Below are 13,606 nucleotides of genomic sequence, written 5' to 3'. Positions count from 1 at the left end.
TCTGCCTTAATTTCCACCGTCTGGCACCAGGCATTCGATGGCCAGCCGAGGCAGGTTCGCAGTCCCAACCATATTCCTCGTCATAATCTTCAGCTTTTCTATCAACAGCATAATCACCAGATACCTGGTGTCCGGCAACCTCGTCGGCCCTTTCCCGCTCACCATAATCCGATTCGTCAGCGGGTTCGTAACTCTCCAACTGATGATCACGGGATTCTCCGGCCGCTTCAAGAAGACAAAGGCTAGAGCGCGAGACCTAGCAGGGGCCCTGTTCCTCGGGCTCTATGCCTTCGCGATTTCTTTTGGATACTTCTTCATCCCGGCTGGCGCCGGAGCCCTAGTCTTCTACGGCATGGTCGTAATCACGATGAGCTCGTACTCGGTTGCCAGGGACGGGGAGAAGCTCACACTGCGGCTTCTCATTGGAATCGTCTTGGGCTTCCTTGGGATCGTCATCCTTACCTTCGGCGGAATAGGAGCGATATCCGTCCAGGGAGTGGCGTTGATGGCCCTGACAGGAGCGTCGTGGGGCCTGTACTCGGTTCATGGGAGGAAGTCAGACAGCTCCTTCGGCTACACCTACAACAGCTTCCTGCTCTTCGGGATTGTGGGTTCCGTCCTAGCTCTTGCGAGTGCCTCGTTAACCGGGACCCAACAGTGGACAGGAATCTCGATCCCGAGTTTGGCGTTGGTGCTTTACATGGGAATGATTAGTACAGCGCTGAGTTATGTGGTGTGGAATAGCGTGCTGCGGCGGGTTACCGCGTCCTTAGGCGGCCTCGTTCAGTTGCTTGTCCCCGTGCTAACCGCCCTCATGGGAGTCTTCTTCCTATCAGAGGGAATTTCGTTAGCGCTCGTCGTGGGCGGCGTCCTAATCCTGTCTGGCATCTATGTCAACGGCTCTCGCGGTGCGCAACCCAAGTCAGCAGGGAATCTTGTTGCGGTCGCTCTAGTTTCGCAGAACGCCAGTGAAGCTTTAGAGGACGAAGGGAGTCAGACAGTCGAGAAGCGCCGTGAAATCTAGCGCCGCGCTGAGCTTCTTCTGATGCACAGAGTCTGGATTGAGGTATTTGGAAGCGGGCCCGACGGGATGCGCTTAGATAATTGAGCGAATCCTACCCCTTATGGATTCCATGGCTCGGGTTCGGGCCTGGTGGGATTCGAACCTAAAGTTCAGTGCGCACCCCCCGCACTTAACTTCGCATGAGACAGTCTGAAAATCGACGTGCTGAACGGGATACCTCCGCACCAAACTCGGGAAACATCGGGATTCCCTTCTAGACTAAACTACGCCAATTGGGCCCAGATTCTTTGTGGGTTCAAATCTCATGGTTGTATTGGCCATGCTGTTTGGTTCAGCCCATCTGCTAGGCGAAATTTCACTTACAATTCAGTTCGCATTTGCCTTATTTGGCTCCCTTCGTTGGCGCCTGTATTCTCTCAGGCTCCTGATGAAGACCTCTGCTAGAACCACCGTCACAAACAATTCCACGGCATCGAGTATTATTCCCCCGTAGCTTGGCCCGCTGGAAGAGGGACCCAACCCTGGCAGCCCAGGGCACTTCGCCATTACCGGCGGCACTGGTGAAAGTGCGAACATGAGCAGGACCAAGAGGCTGACGACGAACAACAGTGATCTGACGGCATTCCTCTCCTTGGGTTCTTTCTTGTTCCTAATTCTCTTCCAAATTACCAAGTCGGCTATCACTAGAAGGATAATAGCGACTGCGAGGAGGTCAGGGAAGGTCTGAAAGAGAAGAATATTGATTAGCGTGGGAGTAACGCTGAAGGATGCGATTCCTATTGAGGATGAATCGGCATAAGAGGCCGAGACACCCACAGAGTAGCTCCCCGGAACGGTCCCGCTGTCTGGCGTGAAGGTGGCGGAGACTGTCACGCTTGCGCCGGGAGTTAGTGACAACGAGGTCACATTCAAAGAGACCTGGGAGGCACTGGTTACCGCGTTCTGCAGGAAGGTGCTCGCCCCGCTGAGCCGGACGCCTATGTCGGAGGGACCTTTGTCTGACACTTTGAAGTATATGGTTTGGGTATGCCCGGCTGTTGTGCTGGGCGCCTCACCGAGGGCCCGTACGTCCACGGGTAGGCTGGCGTTGCCCAACACCATCCCTATCTTGTTAGCATCGAATTCGGTGAACCAGAAGTTGCCTTCTTCGTCTATCGCGCTCAGCACAGAGTACACCCCGCTGCTAGGAATAACGAATTCGTCCACCGACTTCGTGACGGGGTCGAACCTGCCGATCCTGTTGGAGAAGTGTTCGACAAACCAGAAGCGCCCCAGTTTGTCAATAGCGAGTGTTGCTGGGGCCGAGTTCCCATATGAGGAGTTTGCATCGGGCGGTGATGTCAGGAACTTCGTGAAACTACCAGTCGTCGGATCGAAGCGAACTATCGAGCTCCCCCCGTGCTCAGAGACCCAAACGTTGTTCATCGAGTCCAAGACTATTCCCACGGGCGAATTGAATAGAACATAAGGCAGAAATTCGCTGAAGGCGTGAGTCACCATGTCGAATCTCGCAATCCGATTTCCTAGACTCTCAGTAACCCAGAGTTCCACTCCGCCCGGTTGAAGTGCGAGTTCTGCAGGGCCTGAGTTAGGGTTCGGCAACGAGAACTCCTCCATGTAATAGCTCGGATAGGTGAGTTCTCCGAGCTTGTTGCCGGAGTCCTCGGCGAACCAAATGTTATTCTGCCCGTCAGCGAGCACCCCAACTGGATAGGAAAACGGCGTGGGGATGCTATGCTGAGTGAATTTCAGTACGGATGGGTCGAACATCCATATGCTCCCAAAGTCCTTCTGGTCGGAGAACCAAACGCGCCCTGAAACATCAAGCGTAATGTAGGTCGGGAGGGCCCTGGATTCGGGGACAGAGAACTGGCTGAATGTGCCATTTGAGGGGAAGAAGTGTGCTATCATTCCAGCTTTGTATTCGGCGATCCAGAATGAACCATCTGAGGCGGTTGCGATTGATTCGGGGCCTGCATTCTGGAGAGGGACAGAGTACTCCTTGATGGGCATGGGGTCGGACAGAATCGAAGAAGCCGAGAACTTGATCGAAGTTCCTTGGGCTGAGCTGGCTATTCCTGCGATCGAAGAGACTCCAATAAGGGAGATGGCCACGCAGGCGAAAACAAGAAATGCACCAGGCGCTCGATCATCAAGGTTGCTTTTCAGAAGTCCCACAACTCAACATATCGTTCTGAAGCTCGTTCTAGTTGGACGCTCCCGGCACGCACCAGCCGGGTGACGCGGCCCGGGTCTTTCATCGCATACCCGGGTCTCCCTTCGAAGGGACCAGTTCTAGACACGATTCCGAGACTCAGAAGTCGTCTCATGTGCTTCGAGACAGTCGACTCCGCGAGACCTGTCGCGATTGAAATCTCCTTGTTCGATGCGACCTTGGCTTCAAAGACCTCTTTTAGGACCCGCCTGGAACTACCTCCCAGGAGGATCGAGGCGAGGCTCCTTTCAGACTCAGGGAATCCCCTCGGGAAGACCCTCGTGTATCTACCTACGACGGAGCATTCTATCTCACCCGCATTTGCCAAGTTCGAGATGTGATACCTCACGGTCGTGAACGAAAGGCCCACCACCCTCTGAAGGGCACGCAGGTGTATACCTGGCGAGCGTTCGACCGCGTCTACGATTCGTGCGCGGTTCAGACTCACTGACGTGCTCCCCACTTTCATCCCTTGGTCACCAAGGCGAATCCAAAACTGACGAGCATCGCCAGATCAAGCAAATGCGATAGGTGGATTTCGAGCACAGGGACAAAGATGGATGCGTTGAGTGATGCGGACTCCACAAATTGGACCACCTCGCTTAGAGCTAAGAAGAGGAAGGCAATGGTGAGCGCAGCATACCTGTTGCCACCCCTCCTCCGGTAGGCAGCTACGGAAATTCCCAAAACGACGATCGAAAGAGTTACTGTGGTTGTGTGGACGATTGCCTCCTGCAAGCTGAGAAACATTGGCGCGAACCAACTCTGGGAGCCACTCTCAAAATTTAAGCCTTAGCGGGGTTCACGGATTGAGCCACAACAGTTAAACTGATTCCAGGCCACATATCGCAATGCATGCTGGACTTCTCCACCAGCTTCCTGGCATGGTTGGCCTCCACCGCTGGTCCAGCATTCCTGGGATTGATGGTGGTCACCAGCCTCGGTTCGCTCGTAAAACCCAGGTATCTGAACGCCTTTGCTTTGGGCATCTTCCTCTGGTTCTTCGTCGACACCATTGGTGGGTCCTCAAACCTGGAAGTTAACCAAGGCTTCAGCGGCGGAGCCAGCCAAGCTGCAGTCATGCTTCTCTTCGTCGTAGGTGTCATCCTGCTCTTATCAGCGGACAGAGGACTGTTTTCGACTGGGTCGGAGGTTGGGACTTTTGACCTCAGGATTCCGCTCTTGGTGGCGCTTGCGGTGGGAATTCATGGGTTCGGTGAAGGTACTGCGTTCGGGAGTACCGCAGCATCCACCTCGGGCACCCAGCTGCTGGATGCTTTCGGAGGCGTCAGCGCGGGAATAGCGTATGCACTTCACAAGGCATTCGAGCCGATGATGATAGGGGCGGTCTACGTTGTCTATTCGCGAAACCAGATCAGAGGAACTCTAAGCAGGGTAAAAGACCTGGTTTTGTTGACAATCCTGTTTGTTGTGCCGTCGCTAGTTGGAGCTGCTACCGGTTACTACATCAGTTACGACGCGACCTATCTTTTCGCCCTTGGGACGGGGACCTCAGTATATGCCGCAATCCGACTGGCAAAACCCCTCTTCCAAGGGCCAGAAGTCGCAACTCCCACAGACTCCCTGAAGATTGCTTTGTGGCTGGTCTTCGGTCTTGTCTGCATTTATCTCGCAGCACTATTCCACGCCTAGGTGAGAAGTCATGAAGCTGGACCGCCCTACCACCATTCTGATCCTGGTCATCTCTCTCATAGTTGGTTCCACGGTGGTGGTTGCGTACTCCTTGAATCTGGGGAAGGAAGGTCCCGGCACGAAGCCGTCAGGCGGTTTCCTGATAGTCGTCAGCGCCAATGGGTACAATGACAGCGTCGACCACGGCGTACCCCAGAACACGTGGCCAATGATCAGGGTGCAGAAGGGAACGGAGGTGACCATTTCGGTCTACAACTCCGACCACCAGGCCCACGGATTCCAAATCACGCACTTTCTCGACGGCAACATAAACTCAGTGGCACCAGGGCAGACTTTCAAGGTCTCGTTTGTCGCTGACAAAACAGGAACGTTTCAGATATACTGCTTGATCTTCTGCACGATTCACTGGGCCATGCAGAGCGGCGAGCTAATCGTTCAATAGCGGTCGCCGGGATATCAACCCAAGTTGAACAAAGCGGGGAGTTTGGATATCTGTCTGCGGGCCCGACGGGATGCACTTGGATAATTAAGCGAATCCTAGTGACTGGTGGCGCCCTGGCCGGGACTTGCCAGCCTTGGTAGATGCCCCGTTCGGGCCACTAGAACAGCACTCGAACCCACGTTCTGGAGGATAGGCCTATCACCCCTGCTTCCCAAGGGTAGCCAGAGAAAGACAATGTCTACGAACTATCTCAGGCGCGAAAACGCGCCTCCGCGAAGAAGCAAGGTTCTCGGCCTTGCACTCGCTTCAATCTTGACTTTCGTCCTGCTAGCGGGGGTCGGAACCTCCCCTGTGAGGGCCTCGGCGGCCACCGGCTTCGACAACGTTCAGGTCTTCGTCCAAACGAGCCACGCCCTACCCTACTCCTACACCCTCACGGCTTACAACACCTCAGGCTATCAGGTGGCGTACTACCAGAGCAACTATCCCGCGGCGGCCATGGAGCTGCCGGATGGAACGTATCTCTTCACCGTCTCAGCGACCTACAGCCCGCCCTTCTTCCCCTGTAATGTCTGCGCGTCCCCGGCCGGCTCGACAGCGAACGGCAGCGGGACGTCTGCTTTGTACATCCGTCTGCTGAACACCGCCGAGTACGGCTACGCAGTCGAGCAGATCACAGGGCCTTCTAGCTTCACCATCGCCACGGAGAACGCCTCCGCCCTCCCCACCACCAAGGTCAGCGTGCACGTCGTCTACGCAAACGGCACAGCGGCCCAGGGCGCCTGGGTCTACGCGTCAGTCATAGGCAACTACTACTATTATGGCCCCAACGTAGTCTCGAACCTCCAGACAGGCGCAGACGGCAACGTGGTCCTGGAGATGCCGAAGGCCCCCCTGCTGGTCACGAGCTACCTTTCATTCCCAACGGCAGTTCCAGGCGGCGGGTCAAACGGCACCACCTCGTCTGGGGGCAAGTCGGTCAACGGCACCACACCCGGACAGACCACTTGGGTCTCCCTGGAAGGCCAGACGCTCATACTTCCGCCCCAGACGAGCGGGACCATCACCCTCCAGAAGCAGCCGGTGATGTTCTACGCTCCTATCCCCCTCGGGGTGAGCGTACCTCCTGGAGTCCCGGCTCCGGCAACAAACCAGACCGGGTCGAACAGTGCCGCCGGCTCAACTCAGGCCCCAGCCAAAGGGAGGATACCGGGGTTTTCGTCGACTGACGCCCCCGTGGCTCTCCTGACCGCTTCCCCGACCTCGGCCAATGGCTCTGCCGTCCAGGGACTCAACGCGGCCAGCCTGGCGGTGATCGGAACTGCGGCCGCCATAGGCGCACTGGCGCTCGTCTTTGTGGCGTCTCGCAGAAGACGTGACCCGAGCATCGTGTCCGCCTAGACTACGGACACGCCCCCTTCTTTTCTGAATCTTCCTCGGAGTCTCTGGACCGACCCCACCTTGTACACGTTCGGCGTAGGAGTGCGACTCCCACCAGGGGGTGTTGTTGCTGCCGGGCTGGGTCTGAATCCTTTATCCACCTGTTCCAGGGGCGCATCTTCACTTAACCCTCTCTCCGAGCCCTGAAGAATCCAAGGTTCGCCTAAGTATCGGATTGGGCGCTGGACCATTTGATGAGGAAGAGCGCGCTCGAAGAAGAGATCGGCGCTTCTGGCAGGACCGGTGCTGGAGGCGACGAAATCTCTCTAATGATCAAGTCCGAAGGGAGTCCACTTGGTAAGTGGAACACTGCAATCAGTCTGCCTACCTAGGCTCCGGTTTCTTTCTCCCAAGCGTAGAACAGCTCATTGGTGTAATAGCCCTCTACCCTACCGTCGTATCCGAACCCGCGGAGAAAGTCGATGATCTCCTTCCCAGGAGAACTGAAGGTCGGATGTGCTTCTCCGACTATTCTTGGATGGTACTTATCCAGCGTTCTTGCCGCTCCTTTCAGTATTGGCAACTCCGAGCCCTCCGTGTCCAATTTGACGAAGTCGACACGGAGATCACCCAGCTCCTCCATGACGCTGTCGAGTTTCCGCAATCGGACCTTCTCTGAGCCCCGAGTCGCTATGTCCTTCCAACGTTCACGGAGCAGTGTGTGGGACCCAGGGTTCCTGCCTAACCATATGTCTGCCTCTGCATCTGAGTCGCCTAGGGCAAAGTTGAACGTCTTCGTGTTCCCCAAGTTGTTCAACTCGACGTTCCTCTTCAACCGCGCATAGTTACCAGAAAATGGTTCGAACGACAGTACCTTTCCTCGGCCACCGACCAGTCTTGCTGATCTCAGGGTGAAGCATCCAATTTGGGCACCACCATCGACAACGGTTTGGCCGGCTTCGGGCCTGAAATACTTCTCGTAGATTCTTTTCTCGAAGATCTCTTCGACGATTGAACCCTCTTCACCTGACGTTCTGAGCATGAGCCGCGTCCCGTCGTCCAGCCTCGAAGTATAGGTGGGAAACATCCTTCTTCCGAGAAACCTGATGTATTTTGTATCGAGTAAGAGCCTCTGAAACGCCGACTCGGGTCTTGGGAGCCTCATAATCACTACTCTCTGTTTTTCCTCAGATGAGCGCTATCCAACGACAAGCGCCTCGACCTAACCTTGGTACATCCAGGTACTGTTAACTCTTCGGATTTCGCATTCCAATGCGCAAAGGGATCATGAGTCCCGAAGCTGGGAATCAGACTCATGACTTCGCCCCGCTCTTTCGTCCGCTTAATATTTGAACACAGCGAGGACGCGGGCAGCGAGCGCGCGCACTCCGGTGGAGGCCCTGTTCTACCCTGTAACCAGTTTGCTACTTGCGGACGACCGAACCGCACGCTTCACGGACTTCAGAGCTGGTGCGATTCCAATCGAAATTCAAAGAACGGGAATGAGCAGCTTCACCCATTTTCCTTCTGAGCGCGACATCCCCCATGAGGTGATCCGTTGTCGTTCTCCAATCGTCGTCATCGCCCAGCAATACTCCCGCTCGGTCCAGGCACTCGATCGTCCCTCCACTCCTGTGTGCGACTATCGCTTTGCCGCAAGCCATCGCCTCCATTACAGCCAGTGGAAACCCTTCGTTGACTCCAGGGTGAAGGAACACACTGCATCTTTGCAGCCTTTCCAGCAATTTCCCTTGGTCCAGATCAATCTCCAATTGGACCGTACCTCTCAACTGCATGAGCTCGTTCAGGAGAGCCATCTTGAACACGTCCCCTGGGGGGGATATGGCACCGCATATCAGCACAGGATAGCCGCTAGACCCAAATGACCTGAGAAGCAACTTCAAATTCTTCTCCTCCGAAATCCTGCTAATGCACAGAGCGTACCCTTCATCCTCCCAGATAGGGAAGAAGCGCTGGTGATCCACCCCGTTGTAGATCACGCGTGTCGAAACGCCTGGCCAGGAACCCTTCGCGGTTTCCTCGACATACCTCGACGTGCACAGAACGAGCCTGGTCAGCCCGAGGCCAACCTTCGTATATCGTCTGCGAGAAACGAGATTTGAGTATGGTCGTAGGAGGAAATGTGGCTTCTCTCGAGAAATCTGGTCGACCTTTTTTCGCGCCTGTTCAATCTCAACCGTTCCGTGGAGGTACATGATGAGAGGCGTCTTTCCCATGCTTGAGCTCAGCCAATCCGCGAGCCAAATGCCTTGGTTGAGCAAGACGACGTCGGGTCGCCATTTGTTTATCTCTTCTGCGAGCTTATTCATCAACCGCCATTGAAAATATCTTCGAAGCCGACCGCGGATGCTGGGCCTCCCAGTTATCTCGTGTATTTGCACGGGACCGTACTCAGGAACAGTTTCTCGCCCCATGCGAAATGTGAAGATTCCCACTTCCTCTTTGCGGGCTAGCCTCGTGGCCACGTACGACAATACCCTCTCCGCTCCGCCGATGGAGGTCATGTTTGGTTGCACCATCGCTATTCTCAAGGCTTCACCACCCACATCCCACCCCCACTCCAATCACACCAAATGATGAGCGCACTCATAAACAGTCAGTCCCGATGAAACGATGAACACCCGCTCGACCGGTTTTTCAAACCTTTTCACTGGTCTACTTTCAGACAAGTTATCGTGTCAGAGGGTACTGTCCTGGTCTCACCTCATTCAGATGACACAGTAATGCAAGCTTTCGGCATGCTGCAGAAGAACGTGTTGCCCAGGCCCTTGTACCTCGTAACTGCCTTCATTCGCAGTAATTACATGGTCATCGACAGGCGAATCTTCTTCCAGAGACAAACATTGCCCAAGCTTCTACCTCGGCCCAATGAACTCTTCAATGCCCTACGTAAGAATGGGGGCCATTTCGGCGGGTCGCGAGTCGATCTGCTAGCCAGACTGCTGGACCTGGAAGAAACCTACAAGGTGTCAAGGATCCGGTTGTCAGAGGACATCTCCTTCTCTAGGAGCATAGGCGCAAAGACCAAGTACTTCGACCTCCCAGATTGCAAGGTAAGGTACGGTAGGGCGATCATGGACCCCGATTGGCCATTGGGCCCTGATGAACGGCTCTCGACGAAGCTTAGGAGCCTCCTGGAGAGGACGATCAAGGAAACTGGCGTCGCGAACGTGCTCTTGCCCTGGCCATATGGGAGCAGACAACACGTGGACCATAGGCTCGTGTGTCATGCCGCGACCCGGGCAGCCCGTGACTTGAATGCGAACTTGTACTACGTGGACGATCAACCATACAGCAGACGTCCTCTCGATGTTGCCCACGATGACCTCGGGCGCGTTTACCGCCCGGTTCTGGTGAAGCTCAGCATGTCAGATATGAAAAGCAAATACGAAGCCATGAACATTTACGGGTCTCAGATGGTCGACCAATACTTCGCTGCAGTCAGAGGGAGCCCGCCCGGAAGCTCGACAGACAGCTACAGCGAAACCCTATGGACAACTTCACAGTCATAAGACCATACAAATAAGAACGGACAAGCTTAGTATCGTACGCTTCCAAGAACATCGACTACCCCGAATCCGCTTCCCCCTTCGCGCGCGCTCTCCTTCTTGACTACTGCAGCACCCCTCCCAAACCCATCATCGTCTGGTAGTCTTCTAGAACTGCTCTTTGGACTCGCATCCACACCGAGCCGAAATCATTCGATTTCGATAGGGCAGGCTGAACTCCCACTAGCGGCATGGCGTCAAAGATCCTTTCCGTTTCCCCGCTACCGCTTTTGAACAAGAGGAATAGTGCCCGCAGGTAACGCTCCTGAATCGGAGTCCTGTTCACAAGTGTCCGCCACAGAAATCTTCTGCGAGTAAGGAGATTTATCAGAACGTAGTGAGCCTGGTCCAGAGCGGAGAATCTCAAGTCATTAATCCTTTGTTCCAGCATGTCGGCAATTAACCGACATATGAGGCGCGGATTCATATCCCCAGAAGCCTGCTCCTTCAAACGAGCACCGAACTCTCGCCACTCGAATGGTACCTTGGCCTCCTCCTTCATTATGCGCTCGGCGCGCTTGAGCAACATTCTTCTACTTCTGCTCGGATCCTTGAACCCGATTGAGTTTGAATTGGCCCCTAACAGCGTCACCCAATTCGCAGCTCTGTCAAAGGCGTAGAGTGCGAAGGAATGCCTATCCATCCTTGGGAGAACTTCCGGCAGGATGTCCTTGCCATGCACGACAATATTACATTTCCTGTAGTTAGCGAGATACGGAATGAGCGAGGATGGTTGGCCACTCTTCAGCCTTGAAATCAGCGAAGCGCTTACGAGGTTAACGTCTACGCCAAGTCGGTAGAGCTTCATGAGCTTGCCGAACCGGCCTAGATATGTCGGAAACTTCGTTACGATGAGTACGTCCAGGTCGCTCTGATCGGTGTTGGTTCCTTTGGCTACGCTCCCTACGACATAGATTGATTCGATGCCCCCGACCCGGGGGAGGGCCTGTTGTACCAGACTCAGCCTCGAAAATGAGTCGCGAGGCAAGCCCCCAACTCGGCTCGTCCGCGCAAGCGACGCAAAGTCGTATCTTTGGATATCCCAGTCACCCCTGTAACCGCCTCAGAAACGAAGAAGAGTTCGTCTTGTAGGCTTTCTTGCCGGAAGCGTAAAGCAAGAATCTTCTTCGTGCGCCTTTCCGACGGACATGTCTGATGCTTCATCAATCAGTCTTTGACAGATGTAGGACTTGTCTAAGACCGTGGCCTCGGAAAGGCGCGATGAGGAGGTACCTTAAACTATCATAGCTGCTGAGACCATAGCGGATCGTTTTTCCCGCATGGGAGCTACGGCTATACAAGACGGTGAGGTTTAGCCCTACCGTTCTCTTCTGGTCACGTGTCAGGGTCGAACTCGTGCGCCTGTAGTGCCTCTCAATGACAAGTGCTCGATAGAAGTTGATGGAGGACTGAGACAGACGATCTTCCGTGTTCCCAGGAGAAATTCTGTAACTGTACAACTTCTCATCAAGACATCTGAACGGATACAGCCAAGACAAGCGGAGAACCATATCAAGGTCTTCTGCCAAAGGAAGGGATTCATCGAACAATCCTACTTTTTGGAAGCATACTTTGGGGAGCAAGATCGTAGCCTTAATTCCGAATTTGTATTCCAATATATCTCCGAAAATCATGCCGTCTTTCTTGTAATGAGGCCGCCTGTCTGGTGGTAGTTCCTTGCCCTGTGCATCTATTTTTCCGAAGTCACAATAGATGACGGCGGGGACTCGCTCCTTGTCCAGGGCGTCTAGCTGTTTTTCCAGCTTTGAGGGGGCATACGTGTCGTCCGAGTCGATGAACCCAATTATAGCGCCGCGGGCTTCGCGAATTCCCGTGTTCCTCGCTGCCGAGACTCCCCGCGTAGCCGTGTGTCTGATTAGAGTTATCCGGGCATCCTTCTCGGCATAACGTCGGGCGATTTCGGAAGAGGTGTCTGTCGAAGCATCGTCGACAATTACCAATTCGAGGTTCTTTATCGTTTGTTCGAGAACGCTCCTGATCGCGGCTTCTATTAGATCTCCCTTGTTCAGATTAGGCATCACGACAGAAACTAGCGGATCCGAATCAGAAGATTTGCTCGCCGTCGACATTGAAGAAGGGCGTTGAGCCGCAGCCCTCATCCGCGGTTACCCTTGGGTTGCAAGGCTACTCATGTTTCTTGGCGTTTGGCTATTTAAGCCGCAGCCGCGGTCAGAACGACTCCGCGAAGGAGGTCGAGGGAAGCGAGGTGGTCGAAAAGCAATTTCGACTTCATCGAATCTCTCAGCCAGGTCTGACGGTGAAGGAGTTCGAGTTTGCATAGCGCAAGAGGCTCGATCACATTGACGACGATGAGAAATCAGGGCAACCATGATCGACCAAGACATCGGGTCTGGCATACTGCTTGACGCAACGCGTAGGCAAAACCCGGCAAGGTCCCGGACTAGAGGGTCGGGGGACCACGTCCAGCTGGCATACCCGGTCGTCGGGAGGGAAACTCCTGTGGAGGCCCTGCTCTCCCTGTTCAGGGTCCTCCCCGCGGTCCTCGTGTCGTCCGGAAAGAACGTAGTCGGGATAATCACTAAGATAGATCTGCTCGCTGCCGGGACGTGAGACAGCGTGGCTGGCTAGCCAGATACCTTTCCTACTCCAGAAGAAGCTTGGTCAGGTTTCCGATGTCGCCTCTCCCACTGTTACCATCGGCAAGGCTAAATACATGTCATTCATGTCTTACATGTAAATGAGCGAAGCCGTATCCGTGAGGTTGCCAGAAGACGTTGCAAAGCAATTAGACGACCTGGCCAAGTCCCTAGACCGCCCAAAGACCTACATCGTCACCAAGGCATTGCGCGAATACCTGGCAGAATACGAGGACTATATGCTGGCTCTGCACAGGTTGAACGACAAGAACGACCGAGTGGTGTCAGAGAAAGAACTGGTCAAGCTTGTCCGGTAGGATTCTCTACAAGTCTTCCGTCAGTCGAGATCTTAAGAAGATCAACCCAAAAGAGGTCGAAAGGATACTCAGAGGGATACGAACGGTTCTCGGCGACAACCTCAACGCAGAGGAACCGATGGTGGGGGAATTCAAAGGTCTGTTCAAGATTCGTGTCGGGGATTACAGGGTGATTTACACTGTCATAGATGGCGACGTCCTAGTGTTAAAAATCGGGCATCGAAGCAAGGTCTACCAATGAATCCAGCTCTAGCACGGTTTACCCCTCGATCCCCGTCGGACACGAATGGTCTACCCTGCCGAAACTGGGCCCAAACTCGAATCATTGTTTGCCGCCCTTGCCAGGCCCTGTTAGTCTAGGTTGGCGCCCCAACATCGGGGAACGTCC

16 protein-coding genes are annotated in these 13,606 nt (G+C 54.6%); 9 read left to right on the top strand and 7 right to left on the bottom strand.

The window, feature by feature from the left end; translation table 11 throughout:
- The first annotated feature begins 37 nt into the window (after positions 1-37).
- The gene (locus tag OK438_01220; GenBank protein MDA4124059.1) at positions 38-1,024 is read left to right on the top strand and encodes a DMT family transporter; all 987 of its coding nucleotides are present in this window, start codon (positions 38-40) and stop codon (positions 1,022-1,024) included.
- A gap of 366 nt (positions 1,025-1,390) precedes the next feature.
- Here the strand turns inward: OK438_01220 and OK438_01215 are convergent, their stop codons facing one another.
- Genes OK438_01215 through OK438_01205 form a run of 3 tightly spaced genes read right to left on the bottom strand, consistent with a single transcriptional unit; the run spans position 1,391 to position 3,989 of the window.
- Positions 1,391-3,139, bottom strand: a complete 1,749-nt coding sequence (locus OK438_01215) for a hypothetical protein (protein ID MDA4124058.1) — start codon at positions 3,137-3,139, stop codon at positions 1,391-1,393.
- A gap of 50 nt (positions 3,140-3,189) precedes the next feature.
- Positions 3,190-3,687 (bottom strand): winged helix-turn-helix transcriptional regulator, encoded by a 498-nt coding sequence (locus OK438_01210; GenBank protein MDA4124057.1) that lies wholly within the window; start codon positions 3,685-3,687, stop codon positions 3,190-3,192.
- Between the two features lie 17 nt (positions 3,688-3,704).
- Positions 3,705-3,989 (bottom strand): hypothetical protein, encoded by a 285-nt coding sequence (locus OK438_01205; protein MDA4124056.1) that lies wholly within the window; start codon positions 3,987-3,989, stop codon positions 3,705-3,707.
- 105 nt (positions 3,990-4,094) lie between these two features.
- Here OK438_01205 and OK438_01200 point away from each other — a divergent pair, with 105 nt between their 5' ends.
- From OK438_01200 to OK438_01185, 4 genes are all read left to right on the top strand, one after another.
- Positions 4,095-4,892: a hypothetical protein gene (locus OK438_01200; GenBank protein MDA4124055.1), complete on the top strand. Its 798-nt coding sequence runs from the start codon at positions 4,095-4,097 to the stop codon at positions 4,890-4,892.
- A gap of 10 nt (positions 4,893-4,902) precedes the next feature.
- Entirely contained in the window at positions 4,903-5,334 is a 432-nt protein-coding gene (locus OK438_01195) for a cupredoxin domain-containing protein (GenBank protein ID MDA4124054.1), read from the top strand.
- A 234-nt stretch (positions 5,335-5,568) separates the two neighbouring features.
- Complete coding sequence (locus OK438_01190) at positions 5,569-6,735, top strand: hypothetical protein (GenBank protein MDA4124053.1); 1,167 nt, start codon at positions 5,569-5,571, stop codon at positions 6,733-6,735.
- Positions 6,736-6,968: 233 nt separating this feature from the next.
- Positions 6,969-7,106 carry a hypothetical protein gene (locus OK438_01185; GenBank protein MDA4124052.1) on the top strand — a complete coding sequence of 46 codons (138 nt, stop codon included), beginning with the start codon at positions 6,969-6,971 and terminating at the stop codon, positions 7,104-7,106.
- Here the strand turns inward: OK438_01185 and OK438_01180 are convergent.
- Positions 7,103-7,879 carry an FkbM family methyltransferase gene (locus tag OK438_01180; protein MDA4124051.1) on the bottom strand — a complete coding sequence of 259 codons (777 nt, stop codon included), beginning with the start codon at positions 7,877-7,879 and terminating at the stop codon, positions 7,103-7,105. The genes OK438_01185 and OK438_01180 overlap by 4 nt on opposite strands.
- 259 nt (positions 7,880-8,138) lie before the next feature.
- Complete coding sequence (locus tag OK438_01175; protein MDA4124050.1) at positions 8,139-9,266, bottom strand: glycosyltransferase family 4 protein; 1,128 nt, start codon at positions 9,264-9,266, stop codon at positions 8,139-8,141.
- Between the two features lie 450 nt (positions 9,267-9,716).
- On the opposite strand from OK438_01175, the gene OK438_01170 reads away from it, so the two are divergent.
- Positions 9,717-10,247, top strand: coding sequence for a hypothetical protein (locus OK438_01170; GenBank protein MDA4124049.1), 531 nt, complete (start codon positions 9,717-9,719; stop codon positions 10,245-10,247).
- 100 nt (positions 10,248-10,347) lie between these two features.
- Here the strand turns inward: OK438_01170 and OK438_01165 are convergent, their stop codons facing one another.
- Positions 10,348-11,271, bottom strand: coding sequence for a nucleotidyltransferase domain-containing protein (locus OK438_01165; GenBank protein ID MDA4124048.1), 924 nt, complete (start codon positions 11,269-11,271; stop codon positions 10,348-10,350).
- A gap of 175 nt (positions 11,272-11,446) precedes the next feature.
- Complete coding sequence (locus OK438_01160; GenBank protein ID MDA4124047.1) at positions 11,447-12,322, bottom strand: glycosyltransferase; 876 nt, start codon at positions 12,320-12,322, stop codon at positions 11,447-11,449.
- Between the two features lie 310 nt (positions 12,323-12,632).
- Here OK438_01160 and OK438_01155 point away from each other — a divergent pair, with 310 nt between their 5' ends.
- From OK438_01155 to OK438_01145, 3 genes are all read left to right on the top strand, one after another.
- Entirely contained in the window at positions 12,633-12,875 is a 243-nt protein-coding gene (locus tag OK438_01155; GenBank protein MDA4124046.1) for a hypothetical protein, read from the top strand.
- 127 nt (positions 12,876-13,002) lie between these two features.
- On the top strand, positions 13,003-13,218 hold the full coding sequence (locus OK438_01150; protein MDA4124045.1) for a ribbon-helix-helix domain-containing protein: 216 nt from the start codon (positions 13,003-13,005) through the stop codon (positions 13,216-13,218).
- A complete protein-coding gene (locus tag OK438_01145) occupies positions 13,208-13,459 on the top strand; it encodes a type II toxin-antitoxin system RelE/ParE family toxin (protein MDA4124044.1) in 252 nt (83 codons plus the stop codon). The genes OK438_01150 and OK438_01145 overlap by 11 nt, the downstream gene beginning before the upstream one ends.
- The last annotated feature ends 147 nt before the right edge of the window (positions 13,460-13,606 follow it).

The organism is Nitrososphaerota archaeon, assembly GCA_027887005.1.
GTDB lineage: Archaea > Thermoproteota > Nitrososphaeria > Nitrososphaerales > Gagatemarchaeaceae > UBA183.
The sequence above is the reverse complement of the archived record's forward strand: the minus strand, read 5'-3'. Positions and strand labels throughout refer to the sequence as shown.

Bases quoted from the DNA above. Each gene is read 5' to 3' on its own strand.
- OK438_01220 (MDA4124059.1), top strand. From the start codon at position 38: ATGGCCAGCCGAGGCAGGTTCGCAGTCCCAACCATATTCCTCGTCATA.
- OK438_01205 (MDA4124056.1), bottom strand. From the start codon at position 3,989: ATGTTTCTCAGCTTGCAGGAGGCAATCGTCCACACAACCACAGTAACT.
- OK438_01200 (MDA4124055.1), top strand. From the start codon at position 4,095: ATGCTGGACTTCTCCACCAGCTTCCTGGCATGGTTGGCCTCCACCGCT.
- OK438_01195 (MDA4124054.1), top strand. From the start codon at position 4,903: ATGAAGCTGGACCGCCCTACCACCATTCTGATCCTGGTCATCTCTCTC.
- OK438_01190 (MDA4124053.1), top strand. From the start codon at position 5,569: ATGTCTACGAACTATCTCAGGCGCGAAAACGCGCCTCCGCGAAGAAGC.
- OK438_01185 (MDA4124052.1), top strand. From the start codon at position 6,969: ATGAGGAAGAGCGCGCTCGAAGAAGAGATCGGCGCTTCTGGCAGGACC.
- OK438_01180 (MDA4124051.1), bottom strand. From the start codon at position 7,879: ATGAGGCTCCCAAGACCCGAGTCGGCGTTTCAGAGGCTCTTACTCGAT.
- OK438_01160 (MDA4124047.1), bottom strand. From the start codon at position 12,322: ATGCCTAATCTGAACAAGGGAGATCTAATAGAAGCCGCGATCAGGAGC.
- OK438_01155 (MDA4124046.1), top strand. From the start codon at position 12,633: ATGATCGACCAAGACATCGGGTCTGGCATACTGCTTGACGCAACGCGT.
- OK438_01150 (MDA4124045.1), top strand. From the start codon at position 13,003: ATGAGCGAAGCCGTATCCGTGAGGTTGCCAGAAGACGTTGCAAAGCAA.